The organism is Iamia sp. SCSIO 61187, assembly GCF_019443745.1.
Lineage (GTDB): Bacteria > Actinomycetota > Acidimicrobiia > Acidimicrobiales > Iamiaceae > Iamia.
In genome coordinates this window covers 1,707,872-1,733,344 of the sequence record NZ_CP050948.1, presented here as the reverse complement: position 1 = coordinate 1,733,344, position 25,473 = coordinate 1,707,872, and the positions used below count along the sequence as shown (strand labels likewise).

Genomic DNA, 25,473 nt, shown 5'->3' with positions numbered 1-25,473 from the left:
CGGTGATCACCGGCGGCGAGGGCTACGTGGGCCCCCGCACGTCGTCGACCGGGACGGCGACGGGTGCGGTGCGGGTCGTCCACCTGTGGACGCCGGCGCTGGGCAAGGGGTCGGTGCTCAAGCGCCTGTCGGACTACGCCTCGTTCCTCGTCGGGGCCACCGTGCGCCTCGCCCTGATGCGCCGCCAGGACGTCGTCGTGTCCCTGACGACCCCTCCCTACGTCGTCGTCAGCGCCATGGCCCACAAGCTGCTCCACCGGCGGACCCGGGTCGTGCTCTGGTCGATGGACTGCTACCCCGACGTGATCGAGCGGCTGGGGTCGCGCACCGGCGGCGGCCCCGTGATCCACGTCGACCGGCCGACGCGCCGGGACCTGGTGGTGGCCAAGGGGCGCGACGTGCTCCGCCCCATCGCCTCGCTCCGCCGGGGCGGGCCGATGTCGGTCGTGCTCCGGGCGGTCAACCGGTGGGTGTTCCGCCGCCTCGACCACGTCGTGGCCCTGGACGAGCCCATGCGCGAGCTGCTGCTCGACGGGTACGGCTCGGGGCCCGACGGCGATCGGCGTCCGCCGGCGACGGTGATCCCCAACTGGGAGCCGCTGGGGGACCACCCCACGGCGCCGGACCGACCGGCCGACGGACGGTGGCCGACCGACCCCGACGACCCCGAGCTGTCCGGCCGCTTCGTCGTCGTGTACCTGGGCAACCTCGGCTTCGGGCACCGGGTGAGCACGCCCGTCACCGCCGCCGGGCTCATCCCTGCGGACGAGGACGTCCGGTGGCTCTACGTCGGCGGCGGGGCGCGGTGGGAGCAGCTCGCCGGGCTGGCCGCCACCGAGGGCGCCGCCGACCGCATCCTCCAGCGGGACTACGTCCCCCGGGCCCAGGCCCCTCGGATCATGGCCCGCGCCGGCGCGGCCCTGATCATCCTGGGCGACGAGGCCCTCGGGCTGATGAGCCCGTCGAAGCTCCACGCCAACCTGGCCGCCGGGCTCCCGATCCTGTACGTGGGGCCCGAGGGGTCGAACGTCGACACCGCCATCGCCCGCTACGGGTGCGGGGTGAGCATCCGCCACGGCGATGCCGAGGGCCTGGCCGCCGCCGTCTGCCGCCTCCGCGACGACCACGCCTGGCGGGCCCGGCTCTCGGCCGCCGCCCGCCGGGCCTTCGAGGACGCCTACTGCGACCGGGCCACCCTCCCCCAGTGGGACGCCGTCCTCGGCACCTGACCGACGCCACGGAAGGTGCCTGGCACCATCCGTGGCCGCAGGGGTTACGCCGGGCGGAGCTGGTTCAGCTCGGCCACGTTGGTGGCCAGGATCCGACGCTGGGTGGCCTCGTCGAGGTGGGCCACGTCGCGCACGTAGTCGAGGGGGCGGGGCAGGGCCTCGATGTGGGGCCAGTCGCTCCCGAACAGCACCCGGTCGGCGCCCATGAGCTCGATGACGTCGTCGACCTGGTCCTCCCAGAACGGGTTGATCCAGATGTGGCGGCGGAAGGTCTCGACCGGGTCCTCGGGCCACCACCCCGCGATCTTGCGCCCGGTGACCTCCAGGCGGTGGAAGAGCCCGGGCAGGAAACCGGACCCGTTCTCGACCGAGGCGACCCGCACGTTCGGGAACCGGTGGAAGAGGTTCTCGCAGATCAGGGCGGCCAGGAAGTCCTCGATGGGCCGCTCGAGCTGGAGCATGCGGATCGGCGTGGACATGGCCCCGAAGTCGGTGCTGAAGCCGTCGCCGGCGTAGCCGTGAGAGGTGTAGCCCGAGTCGCCGGCGTGGACGACGACGGTGATGCCGGCCTCGTCGACCCGTGCCCAGAAGGGATCGAAGCACCGGTCGGCGGGCGAGCGGGGGCCGAGCCGGGTGGTCGGCGCCGCCGGTCGCATCACGACCGTGCGGGCGCCCCGGTCGAGGGCCCGCTCCAGCTCGGCGCAGGCCCAGTCGACGTCGGCGAGGGTGATGTAGGGGGCGGCGAAGAGCCGGTCGCGGTAGGCGAAGCCCCAGTCCTCGTCGACCCAGCGGTTGAACGCCGTGAACAGGGCGCACACGGCGTCGACGTCGCCCTTCAGCGGCTCCTCGTAGATCATCCCGAGGGTCGGGAACAGCCACGCCGCCTGCAGGCCGTGGGCGTCGAGCTGGGCGATGCGGGCGTCGCGGTCGCGGTAGGTCGGGCGGATGGGCTCGTGGTCGCGCAGCAGGGTGAGGGGGTCGTCGCCGTGCGGGTTCCCCCGGAAGTAGTCGGCCAGGACGCCGGGCTTGGCCACCGGGTCGAAGGTGGCGTTGCGGACGCCCCGGAACACCCGGCCGCCGAGCACCGGGTAGGTGCGGCCGTCGATCTGGGCCCACTGGAACACCCGGGCGGCGAGGGCCGGGTCGAGGTGGCGGCTGAAGGCGTCGAGGGCCTCGTAGTAGTGGTTGTCGGCGTCGAAGGGCTGGTAGCCGAGAGCGTCGGCCACCTCGGCCCCGTCGGTCCCGGTCAGCGCGGTCGGATCCTCGAGCGTCGTCACGGGGCCCAGTCTGCCGGACACGTGTCCAGCCGACCAGGCCACCGGACCACGACGGGACGCGGCGTCCTCAGCGGCCCAGCGGGTTGAGACGGCCGACGAGCTGGCCGAGCCGGGACGCCACTGGCTCGTCCTCCCGTCCGGGCAGCGCCAGCGAGGCGATGCGCCGGGCGACGGTGCCCAGCTGCCCCGGGAAGGTGCCGGTGTTGTACGGCAGGCCGTGCTCGGCGCAGACGGCCCGGACCTGCTCGGCGATCTCGGCGTACCGGTGGGCGGGCAGGTCCGGGAACATGTGGTGCTCGATCTGGTGGCTGAGGTTCCCGGTGAGCAGGTGCAGCAGCGGGCCGCCGCGGAAGTTGGCCGAGCCGAGCAGCTGGCGCCGGTACCACCCGCCCCGACCCTCGCCCTCGGCCTCCTCCGGGGTGAAGGTCTCCACCCCGTCGGGGAAGTGGCCGCAGAAGATGACGGCGAAGGTCCACAGGTTGCGGACGAGGTTGGCGGTCAGGTTGCCCGACAGCACGACGGGGGCGGCGGGGCCGGCCAGCGCCGGGTACAGGGCGTAGTCCTTCAGGACCTGGGTGCGGGCCTTGCGCCACACGCCCTCGACCTTCTCGCGGGCCTCGGCCGGCGTCTTGGTGCCGGCCACCACCCGGTCGAGCTCGACGTCGTGGAGGGCGACGCCCCACTGGAACAGGGCGGCCAGGGCGAGGGCGTAGACCGGGTTGCCCAGGTCGCGAGGGTGCCAGCGCTGCTCGTCGGTCATGCGCAGGAGGCCGTAGCCGACGTCGCGGTCCTGGCCGAGCACGTTGGTGAAGGTGTGGTGGACGTAGTTGTGCGAGTGGCGCCACTGGTCGGCCGGGCACGCCGTGTCCCACTCGAAGGTGGCCGAGTCGAGCGCCGGGTCCTGCATCCAGTCGTACTGGCCGTGCATGACGTTGTGGCCGATCTCCATGTTGTCGAGGATCTTGGCCAGCGACAGGGCGGCGACGCCGCCGAGCCACGCCGGGGGCAGGATCCCGGCCATCAGCAGCACGCGGCCCGACACCTCGAGGCCGCGCTGGAGGCGCACGACGCCACGGATGTGGTCGGCGTCGCGCTGGCCCAGGTCGGCCAGGACCTCGTCGCGGACGGCGTCGAGCTGGGCGCCGAGCCGCTCGAGCTCGTCGTCGGTCAGGACCCGGGTCGGGCCTCGGTGCCGACCGCGTCGACGTCGACGGTGTCGGCGGTCTCGGGCACGGGGGTGAGGGTCGCGGTCATGCGGGTCTCCTTGGGGGAGGCGGAGGAGGCGAGATCAGAGGTCGACGACGACGTCGTGGCACGGGGCCGACACGCAGAGCTGGATGGGCTCCTCGCCGGAGCCCGACACCGTGCCGCTGCGCACGTCGCGCACCCGGCCGGAGACCTTGGTGCGGGTGCATGTGCGGCAGATGCCCACGCGGCAGCCGAAGGCGGGCGTGAGCCCGGCGGCCTCGGCCTGCTCGAGGAGGGTGGTGCCGACGCTGGTGACGGTGACGTCGCTCCCGGCGAAGTGGGTGCGGGCGCCCGTGCTGCCCTCGCCACTCGCGCGCTCGCCGGCGCCGTCCGACGGGGCGGCGACGAGGGAGTAGCGCTCGACGTGGAGCCGGTCGATGGCGCCGGCCTGCTCCCAGTGCGCCAGGGCGGCATCGACCAGGCCGACGGGGCCGCAGGCGTAGGCCTCGGCCCCGCCGAGGTCGGGCACGACGGCCTCCAGGTGGGCGGCGCAGAACCGCCCGGTCAGCGCGCCCGTTCCGGCCCCCCGGGTGGTCACGACGTGGACGTCGAGCTGGGGGTGGGTCCGGCCGAGGGCGGCCAGCTCGTCGGCGTAGATGACGTCGGCGGGGGTGCGGGCGTAGTGGAGGAAGGTGATCGGCCGGTCGTGGCCCTCGTCGACGAGGGTGCGGAGCAGGGCCATCACCGGGGTGATGCCGCTGCCGCCGCTCACCAGGACGAGGCGGTCGGGGCGGGTGGCCGGGAGGGTGAAGTCGCCCTCGGGCGCACCCAGGGCCACCACCAGGCCGGGGGCGGCGGTGGCGACCAGGTGGCGGCTCACGATGCCGTCGGGGTTGGCCTTGACCGTGACCTCGACGAGGCCATCGGTGCGGTGCTCGGACGACGCCAGCGAGAAGCAGCGGGTGTGGCGCCGGCCGTCGATCTCGACGCCGAGGCGGACGTGCTGGCCGGCCCGGCCGCGGGCCCAGCCCCGGCCCGGCCGCAGGGTGAGGGTGACGACGTCGGGGGTCTCGCGGGTCGCGGCGACGACGCGGGCCCGGGTGTCGTCGGCGGCCCAGGTGGGGCGCACCAGCTCGAGGAACCGGTCGACCCCGTGGGGGGCCGTGGCCAGCTCCAGAAGTTGAGTGAACATATGTGCACCGTACCCCGAGGACCCGGGCCGGTCGACGTGCGATGGGTCACAAGTGGGTGAACAGGTGTGCACCGGCCGATCCGTGGTGAGATGGGGCGTGGCCGACCCGACCCCCGAGACCCGCCAGGAGCGCAAGGAGCGCACCCGCCAGGCGCTGCTGCGAGCCGCCCTCCGGCTGCTGGAGAAGCGCAGCTTCGACCGCCTCAGCCTGCGCCAGGTGACCAAGGAGGTCGGGATCGTCCCCGGCGCCTTCTACCGCCACTTCCGGGACATGGACGAGCTGGGCCAGGCGCTGGTCGAGGAGTCCTTCGGGACGCTGCGGGGGATGATCCGCGACGCCCGCGCCGACGTGCCCCGCTGGGACGACGCCATCAAGCAGTCGGTGGCCACGCTGGTCGACCACGTCCACGCCCACCAGTCCCACTTCCGCTTCATCGTGCGGGAGCGCAACGGGGGCTCCGCCGTCCTCCGCCACGCCATCGAGGACCAGCTGCGCCTCTTCACCGAGGAGCTCGCCATCGACATGCGCGGGTTCCCGTACATCGGCGGCTGGAGCGACGAGGACGTCACCATGATCGCCAGCCTGGTGGTGAGCACCGTGGTGGGGACCGCGGCCGCCCTGACCGACCTGCCCCGCGACCGCCCCGAGGCCGAGGCCGCCATCCGGCGCACCACCGAGCGGCAGCTGCGGCTCATCTTCCTCGGCGTCCCCCACTGGCGGAGCCGCTGACCCTCCGGGATCGGTGCGACGGGGGCGGCGGGTTGCGCCGCTTGTCTACAACTTGTATGGTCGATTGTGGGTCGGGACCCGCCGGGCGGCGAGTAGGTTCGGACCCCCACGACGCACGAGCCCCGGAAGGGATCCACCCCATGGCCAGTGACAGCTTCGGAGCACGACGGACCCTCGATGTCGGAGGTCGGAGCGTCGACATCTACGCCCTCGACGCCGCCACCGACGACGTCGGGCGGCTGCCCTACGGCCTCAAGGTCCTGCTCGAGAACCTCCTCCGCACCGAGGACGGGGTGAAGGTCAGCGCCGACGACGTGTCCGGTCTGGCCGCCTGGCAGCCGGGCCAGACCAGCGACGCCGAGATCTCCTTCACCCCCTCGCGGGTGCTGATGCAGGACTTCACCGGCGTGCCCGCCGTCGTCGACCTGGCCGCCATGCGCGACGCCATGGCCGACCTCGGCGGCGACCCGGCCACCATCGAGCCCCTCGTCCCCGTCGACCTCGTCATCGACCACTCGATCCAGGTCGACCACTTCGCCCAGCGCGACTCCTTCGACCTCAACGCCACCCTCGAGCTCCAGCGCAACAAGGAGCGCTACGAGTTCCTCAAGTGGGGCCAGCAGGCCTTCGAGTCGCTGCGGGTCGTCCCGCCCAACATGGGCATCTGCCACCAGATCAACCTCGAGAACCTCTCCCAGGTCGTGCAGCTGCGCGACGGCGTCGCCTTCCCCGACACCCTCGTCGGCACCGACTCCCACACCCCGATGGTCAACGGGCTGGGCGTGGTGGGCTGGGGCGTCGGCGGCATCGAGGCCGAGGCGGCCATGCTCGGCCAGCCCGTCCCGCTGCTGGTGCCCAAGGTGACCGGCCTCCGCCTCACCGGCGAGCTCCCCCCCGGCACCACCGCCACCGACCTGGTCCTCACCATCACCGAGCTGCTCCGCCAGCACGGCGTGGTCGGCAAGTTCGTCGAGCTCCACGGGCCGGCGCTCTCGCAGCTCCGTGTCGAGCACCGGGCGACCATCGGCAACATGTCGCCCGAGTACGGGTCGACCATCACCATCTCCCCCGTCGACGACGAGACCCTGCGCTACCTGCGGGCCACCGGCCGCCCCGACGACCTGGTCGCCCTGGTCGAGGCCTACGCCAAGGAGCAGGGCCTCTGGCACGACCCCAGCAACGACCCGCAGTACGACTCGGTGGTCGAGCTCGACATGTCCACCGTCGTGCCCTCGCTGGCCGGCCCCAAGCGCCCCCAGGACCGCATCCCGCTCGACCGGGCCAAGGACGCCCTCTCGGCCGTCCTCAACGATCCCACCGCCACCACCTACTCGGCCGAGGACCGGGCCATCGCCGCCACCTTCCCGGCCAGCGACCCCGTCTCCTCCCCCGCCGACGATGAGGCCGCGAAGCCGCACGTCGTCGCCTGCGACACCACCCCGGCCAAGTCGAACAAGGTCGACCTGACCCTGGCCGATGGCACCGAGACGTCGCTCGACCACGGTCGGGTGGTCATCGCCGCCATCACCAGCTGCACCAACACGTCGAACCCCGACGTCATGGTCGCCGCCGGCCTCCTCGCCCGGAACGCCCGGGCCAAGGGCCTGACCCGCCGCCCGTGGGTCAAGACCTCGCTCGCCCCCGGCAGCAAGGTCGTCATGGACTACTACGACCGCCTCGACCTCACCGACGAGCTGGCCGCCATCGGGTTCGACCTGGTCGGCTACGGCTGCACCACCTGCATCGGCAACTCCGGCCCGCTGCCGGCCGAGATCAGCCAGGCGGTCCAGGACAACGACCTCACCGTCGCCGCCGTGCTCTCGGGCAACCGCAACTTCGAGGGCCGCATCAACCCCGACGTGCGCCTCAACTACCTGGCGTCACCGCCGCTGGTCGTGGCCTACGCCCTGTCGGGCACCATGAGCTGGGACCCGCTCAACGAGCCCCTCGGCACCGACACCGAGGGCCAGCCGGTGATGCTGGCCGACATCTGGCCCGACGCCGGCGAGGTGGCCGAGGCCGTGGCCCGGGCCACCGGCGCCGACTCCTTCACCACCATCTACGACACCCTCTTCGACGGCGACGACCGCTGGCGGGCCATCGACGCCCCCACCGGCGACCGCATGGACTGGGACGGCGAGTCGACCTACGTCCGCCAGCCCCCGTACTTCGAGGGCCTCTCGCCCACCCCCTCCCCCCGCCGCGACATCGAGGGGGCCCGGGTGCTCGCCCTGCTGGGCGACTCGGTCACGACCGACCACATCTCCCCCGCCGGCAACATCAAGGCCGAGAGCCCGGCCGGTCGCTACCTCCACGACCACGGCGTCGAGAAGGCCGACTTCAACTCCTACGGCTCCCGCCGGGGCAACCACGAGGTGATGATCCGGGGCACGTTCGCCAACATCCGGCTCCGCAACCAGCTCCTGCCCGGCTCCGAGGGCGGCGTCACCAAGCACGTCCCCACGGGCGAGGCCATGGACATCTACGACGCGTCCGAGCGCTACCTCGCCGACGGCACCCCGCTCGTCGTCCTGGCCGGCGCCGAGTACGGGTCGGGCTCCTCCCGGGACTGGGCGGCCAAGGGCACGGCCCTCCTGGGCGTGCGGGCCGTCATCGCCCAGAGCTACGAGCGCATCCACCGCTCGAACCTGATCGGCATGGGCGTCCTGCCCCTCCAGCTGGCCGAGGGCGACTCGGTCGAGTCGCTCGGTCTCACCGGCGAGGAGGAGATCACCATCACCGGGCTCTCCACGCTGGGCGACGACGAGCCCGTGCCCCCGACCCTCGAGGTCCGGGCCGGCGACGTCACCTTCACCGCCACGGTCCGCATCGACACCCCGACCGAGCAGGCCTACTACCGCCACGGCGGCGTCCTCCCCTACGTGCTCCGCAGCATCCACCAGCGCACCCAGGACAGCTGACCCCCACGAACCTTGTCCGGAAGTCCCCCTCCTCGGCAGGGTTCCGGACAAGGTTCGTCAGCGGCGGCCGCCATGGCGGTCAGGCGGCGGCGGCGACCAGGCGGGCGGCGATGCGCTGGCGCGTGGCGTCGCCGTCGCGGGCGACGTCGGACCAGGTCAGACGCTCGACGTCGTAGCCCAGGCGGTGGAGCCGGCGATCGCCGTCGCGGTCGAGCGACCGCTGCGGCTCTCGGCCGTGCTGGGCGCCGTCGAGCTCGACCACGAGCCGGGCGGGCCGGTGGAGGCCGTCGACCCGGCGGATGTAGCCCCGCTCGTCGGACATCTCGACCTGCCAGGTGAAGCCGAGGCCGTCGAGCAGGGCGAACCCCACCACCTCGAGCTCGCTCTCCGGCGGTACGTGGTCGAGGCCGAGCACCTCGAGCACCGTCCGCATCCGACGGGTGCCCGGGCGGCCTCGCCCGCCGAGCTCGTAGAGGACGCGGTAGAGCGACGCCATCGTGCACAGCCGCCGGTCGAGGGCCCGATCGATGATGCGGACCAGCCGGTTCGGCCCGGTCGTGCGGGCGAGGTCGAACACCGTCCGGGGCGTGGCCGTGCACGGGATGCCCCGCACGACGGTGAGGTGGTGGACGGGCAGGTAGGTGCTCCGGTGGACCCGGGCGACGGAGCGCTCGGCGCTCAGGCCGGTGGGCCGGACCAGCTCGATGCGGCCGTCCGGCGACCAGACGGGGAGGTCGTCGAGGCGCCCTGCGGTGGTGAACCCCGCCCATGTCTCCCCCGGGAAGGCGCTGATGGCGGCGAGGACCTCCCCGTCGAAGCCGGGCGGCACCCCGCCGAGGCGGTACGTCCCGTAGCCGAGGTCGACGAGGCGCCCGTCGCCGGCCCATCGTCGCACCTGCCGCTCGGAGAGGCCGCTGCCGCGCAGCTGGTCGTAGGTGACGATGCCGTGCGCTCGCTCGGCCGCCTGGGTGAGGTCCTTCCACCGTTCCATGGCCCGATCATGCCGACGGGGTGTGACAGTCACCGTGGCGCCCCGCCCGGTCGCTCCCCCACCTTTGTCCGGAAGTCCCCCTCCTCGGCAGGGTTCCGGACAAAGTTGGAAGGCCGCCCCCGAACGTTGTCCGGAAGTCCCCCTCCTCGGCAGGGTTCCGGACAAAGTTGGGGGGGGGTCAGCGGTCGGCGAGGAGCTTGGCGAAGTGCTCGGCGGTGCGGGCGATGCCGTCGCGGACGTGGACCGTCGGCTCCCACCCCAGCAGCTCGCGGGCCTTGGTGATGTCGGGCTTGCGCTGCATGGGGTCGTCGACGGGCAGCGGGTGGGTCGTGATCTCCGAGGTCGAGCCGGTGACCTCGATGACCATCTCGGCCAGCTCGCGGATCGTGTACTCGTCGGGGTTGCCGATGTTGGTCGGCGTGGTGACGTCGGAGTCCAGCAGGGCGAGGAAGCCCCGGATCTCGTCGTCGACGTAGGTGAAGCTGCGGGTCTGGCTGCCGTCGCCGTAGATCGTGATCGGCTCGCCCCGCAGGGCGGCGACGATGAAGTTGCTCACGGCCCGCCCGTCGTCGGGGCGCATACGGGGACCGTACGTGTTGAAGATGCGGACGATGCGGACGTCGAGGCCGTGGTGGCGGTGGTACGCCATCGTCATGGCCTCGGCGAAGCGCTTGGCCTCGTCGTAGACACCGCGGGGGCCGATGGGGTTGACGTTGCCCCAGTAGGTCTCCGGCTGCGGGTGCACCTGCGGGTCGCCGTAGACCTCGCTGGTCGAGGACAGGAAGAACCGGGCCCCCTTGGCCTTGGCCAGCCCGAGGGTGTTGTGGGTGCCGAGCCCGCCGACCTTGAGGATCTGGATGGGGATCCGCTCGAAGTCGATCGGGCTGGCCGGGCTGGCCAGGTGCATGACCGTGTCGACCGGGCCCGGGACCCAGACGTAGGTGCTCACGTCGTGCTCCACGAAGGTGAAGTCCGACCGGCCGAAGAGGTGCTCGATGTTGTGGGTGGACCCGGTGGCCAGGTTGTCGAGGCACACGACCTCGTCGCCCCGGGCCAGCAGGGCGTCGCACAGGTGCGAGCCCAGGAACCCGGCCCCGCCGGTGACGACGATGCGGGCCACTCAGCGCCGTCCGATGCCGTCGTAGGCGAACCCGGCCGCCTTCAGGGCGGCCCCGTCGAGCAGGTTGCGCCCGTCGACCACGGCCTTGGTGCCGATCAGGTCGCCGACCTTGGCGAAGTCGAGCTCGGCGAACTCGGGCCACTCGGTCAGCACGGCGAGGACGTCGGCGCCGGTCACCGCCTCGTAGGGGTCGCCCACGATCTCGACGCCCGCCAGCCGGGGGTCGTCGCTGTCGTCCACGGCCGGGTCGTAGGCCCGGACGGTGGCCCCCACCTCGAGCAGGCGGTTGATGATGTTGATGGCCGGAGAGTCGCGCATGTCGTCGGTGCGGGCCTTGAACGTCAGGCCCCACACGGCGACGGTCTTGCCCTCGACGGAGCCTCCGGCGAAGCGGGTGATCTTGTTGGCGACCCGCCCGAACTGCTCCTCGTTCACGGCGATGACGCTGCGGAGCAGGCCGAACTGGTAGCCGGAGTTCTCGGCGATGCGGACCAGGGCGTGGGAGTCCTTGGGGAAGCAGCTGCCGCCCCACCCGGGCCCGGGGACCAGGAACTTGTTGCCGATGCGCTGGTCGAGGCCCATGCCCTTGACCACGTCGGAGACGTCGGCGCCGACCTCCTCGCACACCGCGGCCATGGCGTTGACGAAGCTGATCTTGGTGGCCAGGAAGGCGTTCGAGGCGTACTTGATCGTCTCGGCCGAGGCCGGGTCGGTGATCAGCACCTCGCCGGGGAGCTTGGCGTAGAGGTCGGCGACGCGGCGGGCGGCGTCCTCGTCGTCGCTGCCGATGACGACCCGGTCGGGGTGGAGGAAGTCGTCGACGGCCGTGCCCTCGCGCAGGAACTCCGGGTTGGAGACCACCGACACGTCGTCGCGCTCGAGCTTCTTGGCCACCTCGCCGGCCGAGCCGACGGGCACGGTGGACTTGTTGATCACGATGCTGCCGGGACGGAGCAGCGGCCCGACGTGGGCGGCGGCGGACTTGATGAAGCTGAGGTCGGCGGCGCCGTCGGCGCCCTGGGGGGTGGGCAGGCACAGGAAGACGAACTCGGCGTCGCCGACGGCGTTCTCGGCGCCCAGCACGAACGACAGCAGGCCGGCGGCCACGCCGGCGTGCACCAGCTCGTCGAGCCCGGCCTCGAGGATGGGGATCTCGCCCCGGTTGAGGGCGTCGACCTTCTCGGGCACGACGTCGGCGCACACCACGTCGTGGCCCAGGTGGCTCAGGCACGCGCCGGTGGTGAGCCCCACGTACCCGGTGCCGATCACCGCGATCTTCTGGCCCATGTCTCTCCCGGTCTCCGTCCGTCAACGTGACGCGGCCGGGCCCCCGGCCGACCGACCACCGTACTCGCAGCGGCTGCCGCCACCGGTGCCGGTGGGTCAGTCGGTGGCGGGGCACTCCTCGTCGGCGTCGGCCTCGCGGGCCAGGTAGAAGCCGGGGTCGGAGGGATCGTCGGAGTCGGGGGCGGCGTCGCTGGGGGCGGTGCCGGCGTCCGGTGCGGTGGTCGCGGTCCCGGGTCCGGTCGTGGACGACGCACTGTCGTCGGGTCCGCTGGTCGGCGGGGCGCTGGTGGTGGCGCCCCCCTCGGCGACCGGGGGTGCGGGGACGTCCTCGGGCGAGCGGACCGACGACGCCACACCCTCCCAGTCGGTGCCGGTGACGACGACGACGTCGGCGTCGATCGGGCCCTCGGCCGGTTCGTAGGCGACGGGCCCGGCGATGCCCCGGGCGACCAGGTGGGCGGCGGCCTCGGCCCCGGGGGCGAAGCGGACGGTGGTCGGCCCGCCGACCGTCTCGGCGTCGCCGGCGCCGGTCGTGGCGAAGCCCAGCGCGGCGAGCCCCTCGGCCGCCGCACCGCCCTTGTCCTGGGTGCCGGTGCCGTTGAGGACCTGGACGGTCACGTCCTCGGGCTCGACGTCGGTGGCGCCCTCGGCGGGGTCGACGCCGCGGAACACGGCGAGGATCGGCTTCGACGCCTCCTCCTCGAACCGGAGGATGTCGGCCCCGCCCAGCACGTCGTCGGTGACGACCAGGTCGTAGGTCTGCAGGTCCGTGGGCTGGAAGCTCCGGTACTGGATCCCGATGTCGACCAGCTGGCCCACCTCGAAGGAGTCGTCGAACCGGACCGCCGAGGCCCCCAGGTCGACCAGGCGGCGGAGGGTGTTGGGGTTGCGGGCGCCCTTGGCGATGGCCCGGCTGAGGGCCAGCTCGATGAAGAGCTGCTGGCGGGCGGCGCGGGACAGGTCGGAGCGGGGGTCCTCGTGCCAGTCACCGTCGGCGTCTTGGACCTGGTAGTGGCGGGCCCGGGCGAAGCCGAGGGCCTGGACCGGACCCAGCGTGTAGCAGCCGGGCTCCTCGATGGCGAGCCCCGAGGCCCGGTCGCGGGCCGGGCGGGGGAAGTGGATCGGCACCCCGTCGACGATCTCCACCAGCTCCCGGAACCCGGCGAAGTCGACCTGCACGAAGTGGTTGATCGGGATCCCGAAGTTCTCGTCGATCGTCTTGATCAGCCGGGCCGGCCCCCCGGTCGCCAGGGCGGTGTTGATCCGCTGCTCGGTCCCGGTGTCGGCGATGGGCACCCACAGGTCGCGGGGCAGGGAGATGATCTGGGCCGTGCCGGCCCGCGGGTCGAGGCGCAGGACCATGATCGTGTCGGTGTGCTGGCCGGCGACGTCGGGGCTGTCGCGGAAGGCCTTGACCGAGTCGTCGTCGGCCAGGCGGGAGGCGTCGTCGATGCCGACGATGAGGACGTTCATCGGGTCGCCGGGCTCGACGTCCTCCTCCACCAGCACGTCGCCGAGCGCCACCCGGCCGACGCCCTCCAGCCGGCTGTTCGAGTAGGCGAGGGACCCGGCGGTGACGACGGCGCCGACGAGGGCGACGGCGTTGGCGACGATCAAGAGGCGCTGGCCCCAGCTGCGGCGCGGGCGGGTCTCGTCTCCTCTCGGCACGGGTGACGAGCCTAGGAGGCGGACCCCTCGGGACCGAGTCAGGGGGTGGGCTGGCAGTCGGCCTCGGGGGGCGGGGCGGTGGCCCGGTAGAAGGCCGGGTCGTCGGGGTCGTCGACGTTCCCGCCGGCCACGTCGTCGCCCGGGGCGGTCGTCGCCGGGGCGGTCGTCGCCGGCGCCTCGTCCCCCGGGGTCGTCGTGGTGGTCGTCTCGGGCGCGGCCGCGCCGGCGGGCGCCGGCACCTCCTCGAACGGCACGGCTGCGGACCGCACGCCGCCCCAGCCCTGGCCGGTGATGAGGACGACGTCGACCCCCTCGCCCAGGTCCGTCGGCTGGTAGACGACCCCGCCCTCGACCCAGGAGGCCACGACCCGGGCCTGGGTCTCGGACCCCGGGCCGTACTGGACCACGGTCGGGAAGCCGACGGGGGTGTCGACGCCGGGCACGAGGGTGGTGAAGCCGACGGCGTTCAGGGCGGCGGTGACGTCGCGGGCCTGGTTGGGCGTGCCCGTCCCGTTGCGGACCTGCACGGCGACGTCGCCCACGGGGATGGGCACCGCCATCGAGGGGTCGCCCCCGCGGAACAGGGCGAAGGTCGGCTCCGCCTCCTCCTCCCGCAGGTACAGGTAGGCGGGGCCGCCCGGCGGGGCCTCGTCGACGGGCAGGGTGTGGGTCACCAGGTCGGTCGGCGAGAAGCTCCGGAAGCTGCGGCTCAGCTCGACCAGGGCGTCGGGCTCGAGGCCGTCGTCGATGGTGACGCTGCCGATGCCCAGGTTCACCAGCCGGCGCAGCGTGTTGACGTTGCGGGCACCCTTGGATATCGCCTGCTGCAGCGCCAGTTGGATGAACAGCTGCTGGCGCTCGACCCGTGAGTAGTCACCGCCGAGGTCGGTGTGCCAGTCCCCCTCGGCGTCTTGCACCTGGTAGTCCTTGCGGACCCGGGCGAAGCCGAGGGCCTGGCGGGGACCGAGCACCCAGCAGCCCGCGGTCGGGATGTCGAGCTCCACGGTGGCGTCGCCGGTCTCGCTGCCGCCGGCGCTGCGCACCGGGTGGGGGAACCAGATGGGCACCCCGTCGACGATGTCGACCAGCTCCTGGAAGCCGGCGAAGTCGATCTCCAGGTAGTGGTGGACCGGGATGCCGAAGTTGGCGTCGATCGTCTGCACCAGAAGGTCGGGCCCACCGGTCTCGAACGCCGAGTTGATGCGCGACCGGCTGGTGTGGCCGGGGATGTCGACCAGCAGGTCGCGGGGGAACGACAGGACCGCGGCGCTGGTGGCGGCGGGGTCGACCCGCAGGATCATGATCGTGTCCGTCAGCTTGGTGCCGAGGTCCCGGGCCGCCGACGCCGTGCCCGCCGCGCCGCTCCCGTCGTCGACCCCGACGAGCAGGTAGTTCTGGGCGTCGCCGGGCTCCAGGGTGTCGGTGGCGAGGACCCCCCGGTCGAAGACGTTGCGCTGGATCTGGGCGACGCGATCGTTGGAGTAGGCGATGGCCCCTGCGGTCACCGTCGCCGCCACCAGGGCCAGGCTGTTGACCAGGATGACCAGCCGCTGGGGCCACGTCCGGCGCGGCTTGGTCTCCCCCCGACGTCGTCCCACCGCTCGAACCTACCGCCCGTCCCCGGGGTCCCGGTGTCACCGGCGCCGGCCGACGCCGCCCTGCGGTCAGCGCTCGACGGGCAGGCCGAGGCCGCGGCTGATGACCAGGCGCTGGACCTCGCTGGTGCCCTCGCCGATCTCCAGGATCTTGCTGTCCCGGTAGTGCCGGCTGACCAGCGTCTCGTCCATGAACCCGTAGCCACCGAAGACCTGGGTGGCGTGGCGGGTGGCGGTGACGGCGGCCTCGGTGGCGTGGAGCTTGGCCATCGCCGCGGCCTGGCCGTAGGGGCGGCCGGTGTCGTGGAGCCAGGCGGCCTGGTAGGTCAGCAGCCGGGCCGTCTCGGCCATCACCGCCAGGTCGGCGCAGCGGAAGGCGGTGGCCTGGTAGGAGCCGATGGGCCGGCCGAAGGCCTGGCGCTCCTGGGCGTAGGCGACCGACTCGTCGAGGCAGCCCTGGATGACGCCGACGGCCAGGGCGGCGATGGCGATGCGGCCCTCGTCGAGGATCGACAGGAAGTTGGCGAAGCCCCGGCCCCGCTCGCCCAGCAGGTGGTCCTCGGGGACGCGGAGGTCCTGGAAGGCCAGGCCGTGGGTGTCGGAGGCGTGCCAGCCCATCTTCCGGTAGGGCGGGGCGACGGTCAGCCCGGGGGTGCCGGCGGGGACGACGATGGCGCTGATCTCGGGCTTTCCGGTGCTCCCCGGCGGGTCGGTGCGGGCCGTGACCGTGGTGATCGACGTGATCGGCGTGCCCGAGTTGGTGATGAACGCCTTCTCGCCGTTGATCACCCACTCGCCCGTCGCCTCGTCGAGGACGGCCCGGGTGCGGGTGCCGCCGGCGTCGCTGCCCGCCTCCGGCTCGGTGAGCCCGAAGCCGCCGAGGGCCCGCCCGGCGCACAGGTCGGGCAGCCAGCGCTGCTTCTGCTCCTCGGTGCCGAACCGGTAGATCGGGTTGGCGCCCAGGCCGACGCCGGCCTCGAGGGTGATGGCCACCGACTGGTCGACCCGGCCCAGCTCCTCGATGGCGATGCACAACGTGGTGAGGTCGGCGCCGCCGCCCCCGTACTCCTCGGGGAACGGGATGCCGAAGAGGCCCATCTCGCCCATCTCCCGCACGACGTCGACCGGGAAGGTGTGGTCCCGGTCCCACGCCTCGGCGTGGGGGGCGATGGCCCGCTCGGCGAAGTCCCGCACGACCTTGCGGAGCTGCTCCTGCTCGTCGGTGAACTCGATGTGCACGGGGGAAACCTACTGTCGACGCATGGCCGCGGTCGCTCCCCTCGCCGTGGTCGGCGACCGGGTGCTGTTCGACCTGGTCGAGGTCACCTCCGACCTGGCCGCCCTCGACGCCCCCCGGCGGGGGACGTGGGCGGTCGTGCTGGCCACCGACACCGAGCCGGTGTGCGCCCGCTTCGCCCGCTCCCGCCCCGCCCGCCTGTGGCCGGGACGGCCGTGGCCCGGCGTCGCGGGGGGCCCGGAGGCGTGGACGTCGTCGCTCGACGGGCCCGCCTACCGGCGCGGCGTGGGCGTCATCCGGGAGGCCATCGCCGCCGGCGACGTGTACCAGGTGAACCTGACCCGACGGCTGTCGGCCCCCCTGCCGCCCGACGCCGACGTGGCCGCCCTCGGCGCCGCCCTCGCCGTGGGCAACCCGGCGCCGTTCAGCGCCGTGGTGCGGCTCCCGGCGCTCGGCGTCCACGTGGCCTCGGCCAGCCCGGAGCGGTTCCTCGAGCGCGACGGCGACCGGGTGTGGTCGTCGCCGATCAAGGGCACCGCTGCCGCCGAGGACGCCTTCCTCGCCAAGGACCGGGCCGAGAACGTGATGATCGTCGACCTGGTCCGCAACGACCTGGGGCGGGTCTCGGAGTGGGGGTCGGTCACCGTGCCCGCCCTGTGCGCCGTCGAGCACCACCCGGGCCTCGTGCACCTGGTGTCGACCGTGGAGGGCCGGCTGCGACCGGGGGTGGGGTGGGCCGAGGCGGTGGCGGCCACGTTCCCGCCCGGGTCGGTCACCGGCGCGCCCAAGATCGCCGCCCTCGGCGTGATCGACGCCCTCGAGCCGGTGCCCCGCGGCCCCTACTGCGGGGCGGTGGGCTGGGTGGCCGGCGGCGGGCAGCGGGGGGCGCTCAACGTCGCCATCCGCACGTTCTGGTTCGCCGACGGCGGGATCCACTTCGGCACCGGCGGGGGGATCACGTGGGACTCCGACCCCGACGGCGAGTGGGCCGAGACCGAGCTCAAGGCGGCGCGCCTCGTGGGACTGGCCAGCGCCGCCCCGCGTGCCAGGCTCGGCCCGTGAGCGAGCGCAGCGAGCGAACCGACAGCGTGAGCGAGCGCAGCGAGCGAACCGACAGCACGAGCGAGCGCAGCGAGCGAACCGACAGCACGAGCGAGCGCAGCGAGCGAACCGACAGCACGAGCGAGCGCAGCGAGCGAACCGACAGCACGAGCGAGCGCAGCGAGCGAACCGACAGCACGAGCGAGCGCAGCGAGCGAACCGACAGCACGAGCGAGCGCAGCGAGCGAACCGACAGCACGAGCCGGCGAAGCGACAGCACGAGCGCGAGCAGCGGCCGATCCGCGGTGGCGACGTCGTGGTGCTGGCTCGACGGCGTCGTCGGGCCCACCGCCGAGGCCCGCCTGCCGGTCACCGACCACGGGCTGACGGTCGGGGACGGGATCTTCGAGACCATGAAGGTCGTCGACGGCACCCCCTTCGCCCTGACCCGGCACCTCCGCCGGCTGCGCCGGTCGGCCGCCGCCCTCGACCTCGACCCCGGCCTGTCCGATGCCGAGCTGCGGGGGGCGTGCGGTGCGGTGGTGGCCGCGGCGCGCGGCGCCGGGGCGGCGGTCGGACGGCTGCGGCTGACCGTGACCGGCGGTCCCGGGCCGGCCGGCAGCGAGCGAGGCGTCGAGGGGGCCACGGTGCTCCTCGTCACCGGCCCGGTGACCGAGTGGCCCCCGACCACCGCCGTGGCGTCGGTCCCGTTCACCCGCAACCCCACCGGCGGCCTGGCCGGGGTGAAGTCGACGTCCTACGCCGAGAACGTGGTGGCCCTGGCCCGGGCCCACGCCGCCGGGGCCAGCGAGGCGATCTTCGCCGACGTCCACGGCCGGCTGAGCGAGGGCACCGGGTCCAACGTGTTCGTCGTCCGCGACGGCCGGCTGCTCACGCCCGGCCTGGGCACCGGCTGCCTCGCCGGGATCACCCGTGAGCTGGTGCTCGAGGTGTGCGACGCCACCGAGACCGAGGACCTCACCCTCGCCGACCTCGCTGCGGCCGATGAGGCCTTCCTCACCAGCTCGACCCGCGACGTCCAGCCCATCGCCACCGTCGACGGCGCCCCCCTCCCCGTCGCCCCCGGCCCGGTCACGACCTCCGCCGCCCAGGCCTTCGCCGCCCTCCAGGCCCGCACCCTCGACCCCTGACCGAGGCTTGGGGTCGGACCCCGAGCCACGTGACGTCAGGCCGGGCGGAGGTGGGTCACGTCGCCGACGGCGAGGGTGCGCAGGTCGCCCTCGAGGGTGCGGACCACGAGCTGGCCGCCGGGGGTGATGTCGACCGCCTCGCCCTCGAGGTCGTCGACGCCCAGGTCGACCCGGACCCGCTGGCCCAGGGTGGCCGAGCGGCGCCGCCACTCAGCCCACAGCTCGTCCCGGCCGGCGGGGTCGACGGCCCGGCCGTACCACCGGTCGAGCGCGACGAGCCAGGCCGCCACCAGGTCCTCGCGGGTGGTCGGACGGCCGCCCAGCTCGTCGCAGGCGATCGCCACGCCGTCGAGCTCGGGAGCCCGTCCCGACGAGAGCACGTTGAGCCCCATGCCGACGACGACCGGCACCCGGGTGCCCTCGCCGGAGGCCGCCCACCCCGAGGCGATGTCGGCGCCCGGCGGCCAGGACGCCTCGGCCAGCACCCCAGCCAGCTTGCGACCCCCGACGACGAGGTCGTTCGGCCACTTCACGCCCGGGGCCACGCCCACGACCGCCTCGACCGCCGCCGCCGCCGCGACCGCGACCGCCGGCGTGACCAGGTCGACGGCGGGGGCCGGCGGGCGCAGCAGCACCGAGACGAGCACGGCGGCGTCGGGGGGCGCCTCCCACGTGCGCCCCCGACGCCCCCGACCGGCGGTCTGGTGGTCGGCGCCGAGGACGACGCCCTCTCCCCCGCCATCGGCCGCCAGGGCCAGCAGGTCGGCGTTGGTCGACCCCGTCTCCGCCACCCACCGGACGTCGGTGAAGCGGGTGCCCGCCACCGCCTCGCGCACGGTCGGGACAGCGAACGTCGTCACGCCGTCACAGTGGCACGTCGCGCCGTCTGGTCGCCTCGCCTGGAAGCTCGGTGGCCATGCGCTGGTCCCCCTGGCCTGGCGGCTCGGCTCACGTGCGTGCTGGCCTCGGCCTGCTCCCAGCGGATAGCAATGCACCCGTGCTGTCGAAGATCCTCATCGCCAACCGGGGCGAGATCGCCGTCCGGGTCATCCGTGCCTGCCAGGAGCTGGGCATCCAGACGGTCGCCGTGTACTCGGAGCTCGACCGCGAGGCCCTGCACGTCCGCATCGCCGACGAGGCCTACGCCCTGGGCGGCGAGACGGCGGCTGACAGCTACCTGAACACCGAGAAGATCCTCGAGGTCATCGAGCAGTCCGGGGCCGACGGCGTCCACCCCGGCTACGGCTTCTTCTCCGAGAACACCGACTTCGCCCGGGCCATCACCGAGCGCGGCGTCGCCTTCATCGGCCCGCCGCCCGAGGCCATCGAGGTCATGGGCGACAAGGTGTCCAGCCGCATCGCCGCCCAGTCGGCCGGCGTGCCGGGCGTCCCCGGCACCACCGAGTTCCTGTCGTCCGGCGACGAGGTCGTCGCCTTCGGCGAGGAGTTCGGCTGGCCGGTCGCCATCAAGGCCGCCTACGGCGGCGGCGGGCGCGGCATGCGCGTCGTCAACAGCAAGGACGAGGCTCACGCCGCCCTGGAGTCGGCCCAGTCCGAGGCCCTCAAGGGCTTCGGCCGCGACGAGTGCTACGTCGAGCGCTACCTGACCAAGCCCCGCCACATCGAGATGCAGATCATCGGTGACACCTTCGGCGACGTGGTCTGGATCGCCGAGCGCGACTGCTCGGCCCAGCGCCGCCACCAGAAGCTCATCGAGGAATCCCCGGCCCCCAAGTTCCCGGCCGAGACCCGCCAGGCCATGGGCGAGGCCGCGGTGAAGGTCGCCAAGGCGTGCGGCTACTACAACGCCGGCACCGTCGAGTTCCTCTACCAGGACGGCGAGTTCTGGTTCCTGGAGATGAACACCCGCCTCCAGGTCGAGCACCCCGTCACCGAGCTGGTCTCGGGTCTCGACCTCGTGCGCGAGCAGATCCGGGTCGCCTCGGGCGAGCGGCTCAGCTTCAGCCAGGACGACATCGAGCTGCGGGGCCACTCCATCGAGGTGCGGGTCAACGCCGAGGACCCCGCCGAGGGCAAGTTCCTCCCCTCCCCCGGCCGGATCACCGAGCTGTTCGTCCCCCAGGGCTTCGGCATCCGCTGGGACGGCGGCTACACCGCCGGCGACGAGGTCAGCCAGTTCTACGACAACCTCGTCGGCAAGCTGATCGTCTGGGGCTCCGACCGCGAGACCGCCATCGCCCGCATGGAGCGGGCCATCCGCGAGTTCCGCATCGAGGGCATCCGCACCACGCTGCCGGCCGACCTGGCCATCCTCGCCCACCCCGACTTCCACGACGCCGAGCACTCGACCAAGTGGGTCGAGGAGGTCCTCGACCTCACCGGCGTCGGTGGCGGCCCCGCCCCCGGCCCGAGCGTCGACGGCGAGGAGCCCGAGGAGAAGGTGCGGCGCGACGTCGACGTCGAGGTCAACGGCAAGCGCTTCTCGGTCGCCATGTGGGTCCCGGCCTCGGCCGCCGCCCCGGTCGCCGTCGCCGGCGGCGGCGCCGCCACCCCCCGCCCCCGACGCAAGGGCGCGGCCGCATCGGTCGCCGCCGGGTCGGGGTCGGTCGTGGTCCCCATGCAGGGCACCATCGTCAAGGTCACCGTCGCCGTCGGGGACGAGGTCACCACCGGCCAGACCGTGTGCCTCCTGGAGGCCATGAAGATGGAGAACGCCATCACCGCCGACAAGGACGGCACGGTCGGCGAGATCCGCGTCGAGGCCGGCCAGGCCGTCTCCGCCGGCGACGTGGTCCTCGTCATCGAGTAGGGCCAACCCGGTCGGCGGTCGCCATCGCCGGGGTCAGATTCTCTCCGACCCTGCGACGCGAGGCGAACGATCTCCCCGACGGTCGGAGTGAGTCTGACCCCCTGTGCCGAGCAGCCAACCCGGCCCGGCGGTCGCCGACGCGCCGGGGTCAGATTCTCTCCGACCCTGCGACGCGAGGCGAACGATCTCCCCGACGGTCGGAGTGAGTCTGACCCCCTGACACCCGGACGACGGCCTGCGGGGATCCCTCGTCCACACGCCGCGCCGGGCCGCCGCCGGGCCTGGTCGCGCGCTGGGCGGGGGGTCAGACACATTCCGACCGCCTCGTCCGACGATCGGCCGTCGTCGCAGGGTCGGAAGGTATCTGACCCCGGTGCTCGACAAACCTGCTGGGGCGGGTGGTGTCGTCGGCCGTACCGTCTTCGCGTGACGGGTGATCGCGCTGAGGTACCCCGGTCCGGGGGGCGGTTGCTGCTGGGGGAGCTGCGGCCCGAGCGGCGGGGGCTGGCCGGGCTCACCGTGCTCCTCGTCGTGGCGGTCGGGCTGCCGGTGGTGGCCCAGCTCCAGCTGGGCCGGTTCGTCGACCGGGCCGCCGACGGAGCCGACGCCGCCGCCCTGACCCGGATCGCCCTCCTCTTCGGCGCCATGCTCCTGGTCGCCAACGTCCTGCAGCTGGTCGTCACCTGGCTGGCGGTCCGGCTGGCCTGGCGAATCGGCAACCGGCTGCGGGTCGACCTGTGCCGCCACGCCCTCGCCCTCGACCTGGCCTGGCACGGTGACCACTCGGCCGGGGAGGTGATCGAGCGGGTCGACGGCGACATCGACGCCGTCACCCGGTTCACCTCCACCGCCGTCCTCCAGGTGGTGGGCAACGCCGCCGTGCTCGTCGCCGTCGCCGCCACCGCGCTCGTCGTCGAGTGGCGGGCCGGTCTCGTCCTGCTGGCGACCGTCGGCGTCGCCGTCGCCGTCCTGCTCCGCCTGCGGGCCGTCGCCGTCCCCCACCACGACCACGAGCGGGAGGTTCTGGCCCAGCTCTACGGCGACCTCGAGGACCGCCTCGGCGGGCTGGAGGACCTGCGGGCCAACGGCGCCGGTCGCTGGGCCGTCGACCGCATGCACCGCCACTCGGCCCGGTGGTGGCGGGCGGCCCGGCGGGCCTCGCTGCGGGCCGAGGGCGCCTACGCCTCGACCGGCATCACCTTCGCCGTCGGCACGGCCGTCACCCTCGGGGTGGCCGCCTACCTCACCTCGCAGGGCCGGCTGACCCTCGGCGCCGTGCTCGTGCTCTTCCGGTTCGTGCAGATGGTCCAGGCCCCCCTCGAGCGGATCGGCGAGCAGCTCAACGAGTTCCAGAAGGCCGTGGCCGGCCTCCGGCGCGCCGCCCGCCTCCTCGCCACGCCGATCACCCTGGTGTCCGGCTCCGAGCCGCTCCCGCCGGGCCCGCTGGCCGTCGACCTCGACGGGGTCGAGCTCCGGTACGCCACCTCGGCCTCCGGCGACGTCGACGTCACCGGCCACCTGGCCCTGCGCGACGTCGACGTCCACCTCGAGCCCGGGACCAGCCTCGGCGTCGTCGGGCGGACCGGCAGCGGCAAGACGACGCTGGGACGGGTCCTCGCCCGCTTCTGGGACCCGACCGCCGGCGCCGTCCGCGTCGGCGGGGTCGACCTGCGCGCCGCCGACGAGCGCTCGCTGCGGCGCCGGGTCGCGGTCGTGACCCAGGAGGTCGAGGTCCTGCGGGCGTCGGTGCGGGACAACCTCACGCTGTTCGGCACCGTCGAGGCCACCGACGAGGAGCTGGGCGCCGCCCTGGCCGACGTGGGCCTCGACCGCTGGTGCGCCGGGCTCGCCGACGGCCTGGACACCGAGCTGGACGGGACGGCGCGCCTGTCGGGCGGCGAGGCCCAGCTGCTCGCCTTCGCCCGGGTGCTGCTCGCCGATCCCGGCCTGGTGGTGCTGGACGAGGCCACCAGCCGGCTCGACCCCGAGACCGAGGCCCGGGTCGCGGCCGCCACCCGCCGGCTCCGCCACGGGCGGACCCTGGTGGTCGTCGCCCACCGGCTGGCCACCCTCGACGACCTCGACGAGGTGTGCGTCGTCGACGACGGCCGCATCGTCGAGCACGGGCCCCGCGCCGCCCTGGCCGCCGACCCCGGCAGCCGCTACGCCGGGCTGCGGGCCCGCCAGGCCACCACCGCGGCCGGCGGACCCGGCCGTGCCCCGGCGCCCGGCGCCGCGGCCGAGGCCGACGCGCCGGCCCGGGAGGTGGCGCCGTGAGCACCCGCGCCGGCGACGTCCGCACCGGCGCCCGCCTCGCCGCCCAGGTCCTCCGCCGGGACCCGGTCGCGTGGAGCCTGGCGTGCGGCTGGTGGACGCTGTTCCACTCGCTCCCCGTCGCCACCGGCCTGGCCCTGGGCGCCGTCCTCGACGCCATCTCCGGTGCCGGCCGGGTCACGGTGCCGTGGGCCGCGCTGGCCGTGCTCGCCGGCATCGAGGTGTCCCGCTGGTCGCTGTTCCTGGTGGCCGTGGTGCAGTGGCACGGCGCCTGGGTCGGCTGGCACACCGTCATCCGCCTGGCCCTGCTCGACTCGCTGGTGACGGACCCGGGCCCGGTCGACGACCGCCTCCCGGGCTCGTCGGGCGAGGCCGTCAGCCGCTTCCGCGACGACACCGAGGACGCCGCCCTCGTCCTCGACGTCTGGCTGGACGTGGTGGGGACGTCGCTCGCCGCCGTGCTGGCCGTCGGCGTCCTGCTCACCATCGACGTGCGCCTGGCGCTCACCGTGGCCCTGCCCGCCGTGGTCGTGATGGTCCTGGCCCACGGCTTCGGTCCGCGGCTGCGCGTCTGGCGCCGGGCCGCCCGCCAGGCCACGGCGCGCGTGACCGGGTTCGTGGGCGACACCTTCGGCGCCATCGCCTCGCTCAAGGCGGCCGGCGCCGAGGGCGCCGCCGTGCAGCGCTTCGCCGCCCTGGGCGAGGACCGGGCCCGGCACGCGGCCCGCGACGAGGTCGGGACCCAGCTCCTCTACACCCTGTCGGGCACCACCGCCGACCTGGCCCTCGCCGCCAGCCTGGTGGCGGCGGCGCCGGCGGTCGCCCGCGGGGACCTGACGGTCGGCGACCTCGGCGTCATCGCCGCCTTCTCGACGGTCGTGGCCAGCCTCCCCCGCTTCGTGGGCCGGCTCGGCGCCTACCACCGCCAGGCCGACGTCTCCGCCGACCGCCTGGCCCGGCTCCTGCCCCCCGAGCGCCGGTCCCTCGCCGCTGTGGCCGGGACCCACGAGCTGCGCCTCCGCGCGCCCCGCCGCGGCCCGGCCGACGCCGCCGTCGGCCCCGTGCCCGGCGTCGAGGACCCCGACCTGCCGTTCCGGACCGAGGCCGACCGCCGGTCCCGCCACCCGTCCACCGGGGACCACCCCGCCGGCGGGCTCGAGGTCCGACGCCTGACCGTGCGGCGCCACGGGGTCCTCGCCGTGGACGACGTCGACCTCACCGTGCGCCCCGGCGAGCTGGTGGCCGTGACCGGCCCGGTCGGGGCGGGCAAGTCCAGCCTCTTGCGGGCCGTGCTCGGCCTGGTCCCGTTCGAGGGCACGCTCCGCTGGGACGGCCAGGACGTGTCCGAGCCGTCGCGGGTCCTGGTGCCACCTCGCGTCGCCTACGTGCCCCAGGTGCCCCGGCTCTTCAGCGAGCCGCTGGCCGACGCCGTGCTGCTCGGCCTGCCCCGCGCCCGCCTCCCCCACGCCCTGCGCCTCTCCCGCCTGGAGCGGGACGTGGCCGCCATGCCCGAGGGGCTGGCCACCGTCGTCGGGTCCCGGGGCGTCCGCCTGTCGGGCGGTCAGGTCCAACGGGTCGCCGCCGCCCGGGCCCTCGCCCGCCGGCCCGCCCTGCTCGTCGTCGACGACCTCTCCAGCGCCCTCGATGCCACCACCGAGGCCGAGCTGTGGGAGGGCCTCCTGGCCGCCGCGGCCGAGGACGGCACCTCGGTCCTCGTGGTCACCCACCGGCCGGCGGTGCTGGCCCGGGCCGACGACGTCGTCCGGATGGAGGCCGGCCGGCGCGTCTGACGTCGCCCTGCA

General features: G+C 74.1%; 19 protein-coding genes. 8 read left to right on the top strand and 11 right to left on the bottom strand.

The features are described 5' to 3' along the window. Positions 1–2 precede the first annotated feature (2 nt). Positions 3–1,229 (top strand): glycosyltransferase family 4 protein, encoded by a 1,227-nt coding sequence (locus HC251_RS08350; protein WP_219944842.1) that lies wholly within the window; start codon positions 3–5, stop codon positions 1,227–1,229. Between the two features lie 44 nt (positions 1,230–1,273). Here HC251_RS08350 and HC251_RS08345 read toward each other — a convergent pair whose 3' ends face one another. The 3 genes from HC251_RS08345 to HC251_RS08335 form a co-directional block, all read right to left on the bottom strand. Beyond that, positions 1,274–2,506 carry an amidohydrolase family protein gene (locus HC251_RS08345; RefSeq protein WP_219944841.1) on the bottom strand — a complete coding sequence of 411 codons (1,233 nt, stop codon included), beginning with the start codon at positions 2,504–2,506 and terminating at the stop codon, positions 1,274–1,276. Positions 2,507–2,573: 67 nt separating this feature from the next. Then, complete coding sequence (locus HC251_RS08340) at positions 2,574–3,572, bottom strand: acyl-CoA desaturase (RefSeq protein WP_219944840.1); 999 nt, start codon at positions 3,570–3,572, stop codon at positions 2,574–2,576. Positions 3,573–3,794: 222 nt separating this feature from the next. Then, positions 3,795–4,886, bottom strand: coding sequence for a ferredoxin reductase (locus tag HC251_RS08335; protein ID WP_219944839.1), 1,092 nt, complete (start codon positions 4,884–4,886; stop codon positions 3,795–3,797). 97 nt (positions 4,887–4,983) lie between these two features. On the opposite strand from HC251_RS08335, the gene HC251_RS08330 reads away from it, so the two are divergent. Together HC251_RS08330 and acnA are read left to right on the top strand one after the other, a co-directional pair. Further along, positions 4,984–5,616, top strand: a complete 633-nt coding sequence (locus HC251_RS08330) for a TetR family transcriptional regulator (RefSeq protein ID WP_219944838.1) — start codon at positions 4,984–4,986, stop codon at positions 5,614–5,616. 140 nt (positions 5,617–5,756) lie between these two features. Next, positions 5,757–8,537 (top strand): aconitate hydratase AcnA, encoded by a 2,781-nt coding sequence (acnA, locus tag HC251_RS08325; protein WP_304608307.1) that lies wholly within the window; start codon positions 5,757–5,759, stop codon positions 8,535–8,537. A 79-nt stretch (positions 8,538–8,616) separates the two neighbouring features. Here the strand turns inward: acnA and HC251_RS08320 are convergent, their stop codons facing one another. From HC251_RS08320 to HC251_RS08295, 6 genes are all read right to left on the bottom strand, one after another. Beyond that, entirely contained in the window at positions 8,617–9,528 is a 912-nt protein-coding gene (locus tag HC251_RS08320) for a type IV toxin-antitoxin system AbiEi family antitoxin domain-containing protein (protein ID WP_219944837.1), read from the bottom strand. A 178-nt stretch (positions 9,529–9,706) separates the two neighbouring features. Then, entirely contained in the window at positions 9,707–10,648 is a 942-nt protein-coding gene (locus tag HC251_RS08315) for a UDP-glucuronic acid decarboxylase family protein (RefSeq protein WP_255566639.1), read from the bottom strand. Continuing rightward, the gene (locus HC251_RS08310) at positions 10,649–11,935 is read right to left on the bottom strand and encodes a UDP-glucose/GDP-mannose dehydrogenase family protein (protein WP_219944836.1); all 1,287 of its coding nucleotides are present in this window, start codon (positions 11,933–11,935) and stop codon (positions 10,649–10,651) included. 96 nt (positions 11,936–12,031) lie between these two features. Next, complete coding sequence (locus HC251_RS08305; RefSeq protein WP_219944835.1) at positions 12,032–13,603, bottom strand: LCP family protein; 1,572 nt, start codon at positions 13,601–13,603, stop codon at positions 12,032–12,034. A 38-nt stretch (positions 13,604–13,641) separates the two neighbouring features. Next, the gene (locus tag HC251_RS08300; protein WP_219944834.1) at positions 13,642–15,201 is read right to left on the bottom strand and encodes an LCP family protein; all 1,560 of its coding nucleotides are present in this window, start codon (positions 15,199–15,201) and stop codon (positions 13,642–13,644) included. A gap of 66 nt (positions 15,202–15,267) precedes the next feature. After that, positions 15,268–16,437, bottom strand: coding sequence for an acyl-CoA dehydrogenase family protein (locus HC251_RS08295; RefSeq protein ID WP_219944833.1), 1,170 nt, complete (start codon positions 16,435–16,437; stop codon positions 15,268–15,270). A gap of 22 nt (positions 16,438–16,459) precedes the next feature. Here HC251_RS08295 and HC251_RS08290 point away from each other — a divergent pair, with 22 nt between their 5' ends. Continuing rightward, complete coding sequence (locus HC251_RS08290) at positions 16,460–17,497, top strand: chorismate-binding protein (protein WP_219944832.1); 1,038 nt, start codon at positions 16,460–16,462, stop codon at positions 17,495–17,497. Here the strand turns inward: HC251_RS08290 and HC251_RS08285 are convergent. Continuing rightward, a complete protein-coding gene (locus HC251_RS08285) occupies positions 17,436–17,909 on the bottom strand; it encodes a hypothetical protein (protein WP_219944831.1) in 474 nt (157 codons plus the stop codon). The two genes, HC251_RS08290 and HC251_RS08285, sit on opposite strands and share 62 nt — an antisense overlap. Here HC251_RS08285 and HC251_RS08280 point away from each other — a divergent pair. Further along, positions 17,890–18,627: an aminotransferase class IV gene (locus tag HC251_RS08280; protein WP_219944830.1), complete on the top strand. Its 738-nt coding sequence runs from the start codon at positions 17,890–17,892 to the stop codon at positions 18,625–18,627. The two genes, HC251_RS08285 and HC251_RS08280, sit on opposite strands and share 20 nt — an antisense overlap. Positions 18,628–18,662: 35 nt before the next feature. Here HC251_RS08280 and HC251_RS08275 read toward each other — a convergent pair whose 3' ends face one another. Then, a complete protein-coding gene (locus HC251_RS08275; RefSeq protein WP_219944829.1) occupies positions 18,663–19,487 on the bottom strand; it encodes a biotin--[acetyl-CoA-carboxylase] ligase in 825 nt (274 codons plus the stop codon). A 137-nt stretch (positions 19,488–19,624) separates the two neighbouring features. Here HC251_RS08275 and HC251_RS08270 point away from each other — a divergent pair, with 137 nt between their 5' ends. The 3 genes from HC251_RS08270 (at position 19,625) to HC251_RS08260 (ending at position 25,461) form a co-directional block, all read left to right on the top strand. Continuing rightward, complete coding sequence (locus tag HC251_RS08270) at positions 19,625–21,397, top strand: acetyl-CoA carboxylase biotin carboxylase subunit (protein ID WP_219944828.1); 1,773 nt, start codon at positions 19,625–19,627, stop codon at positions 21,395–21,397. Positions 21,398–21,823: 426 nt separating this feature from the next. Further along, positions 21,824–23,674: an ABC transporter ATP-binding protein gene (locus HC251_RS08265; RefSeq protein ID WP_219944827.1), complete on the top strand. Its 1,851-nt coding sequence runs from the start codon at positions 21,824–21,826 to the stop codon at positions 23,672–23,674. After that, positions 23,671–25,461, top strand: coding sequence for an ABC transporter ATP-binding protein (locus HC251_RS08260; RefSeq protein WP_219944826.1), 1,791 nt, complete (start codon positions 23,671–23,673; stop codon positions 25,459–25,461). Before HC251_RS08265 ends, HC251_RS08260 begins: the two co-directional genes overlap by 4 nt. Positions 25,462–25,473: the final 12 nt, after the last annotated feature.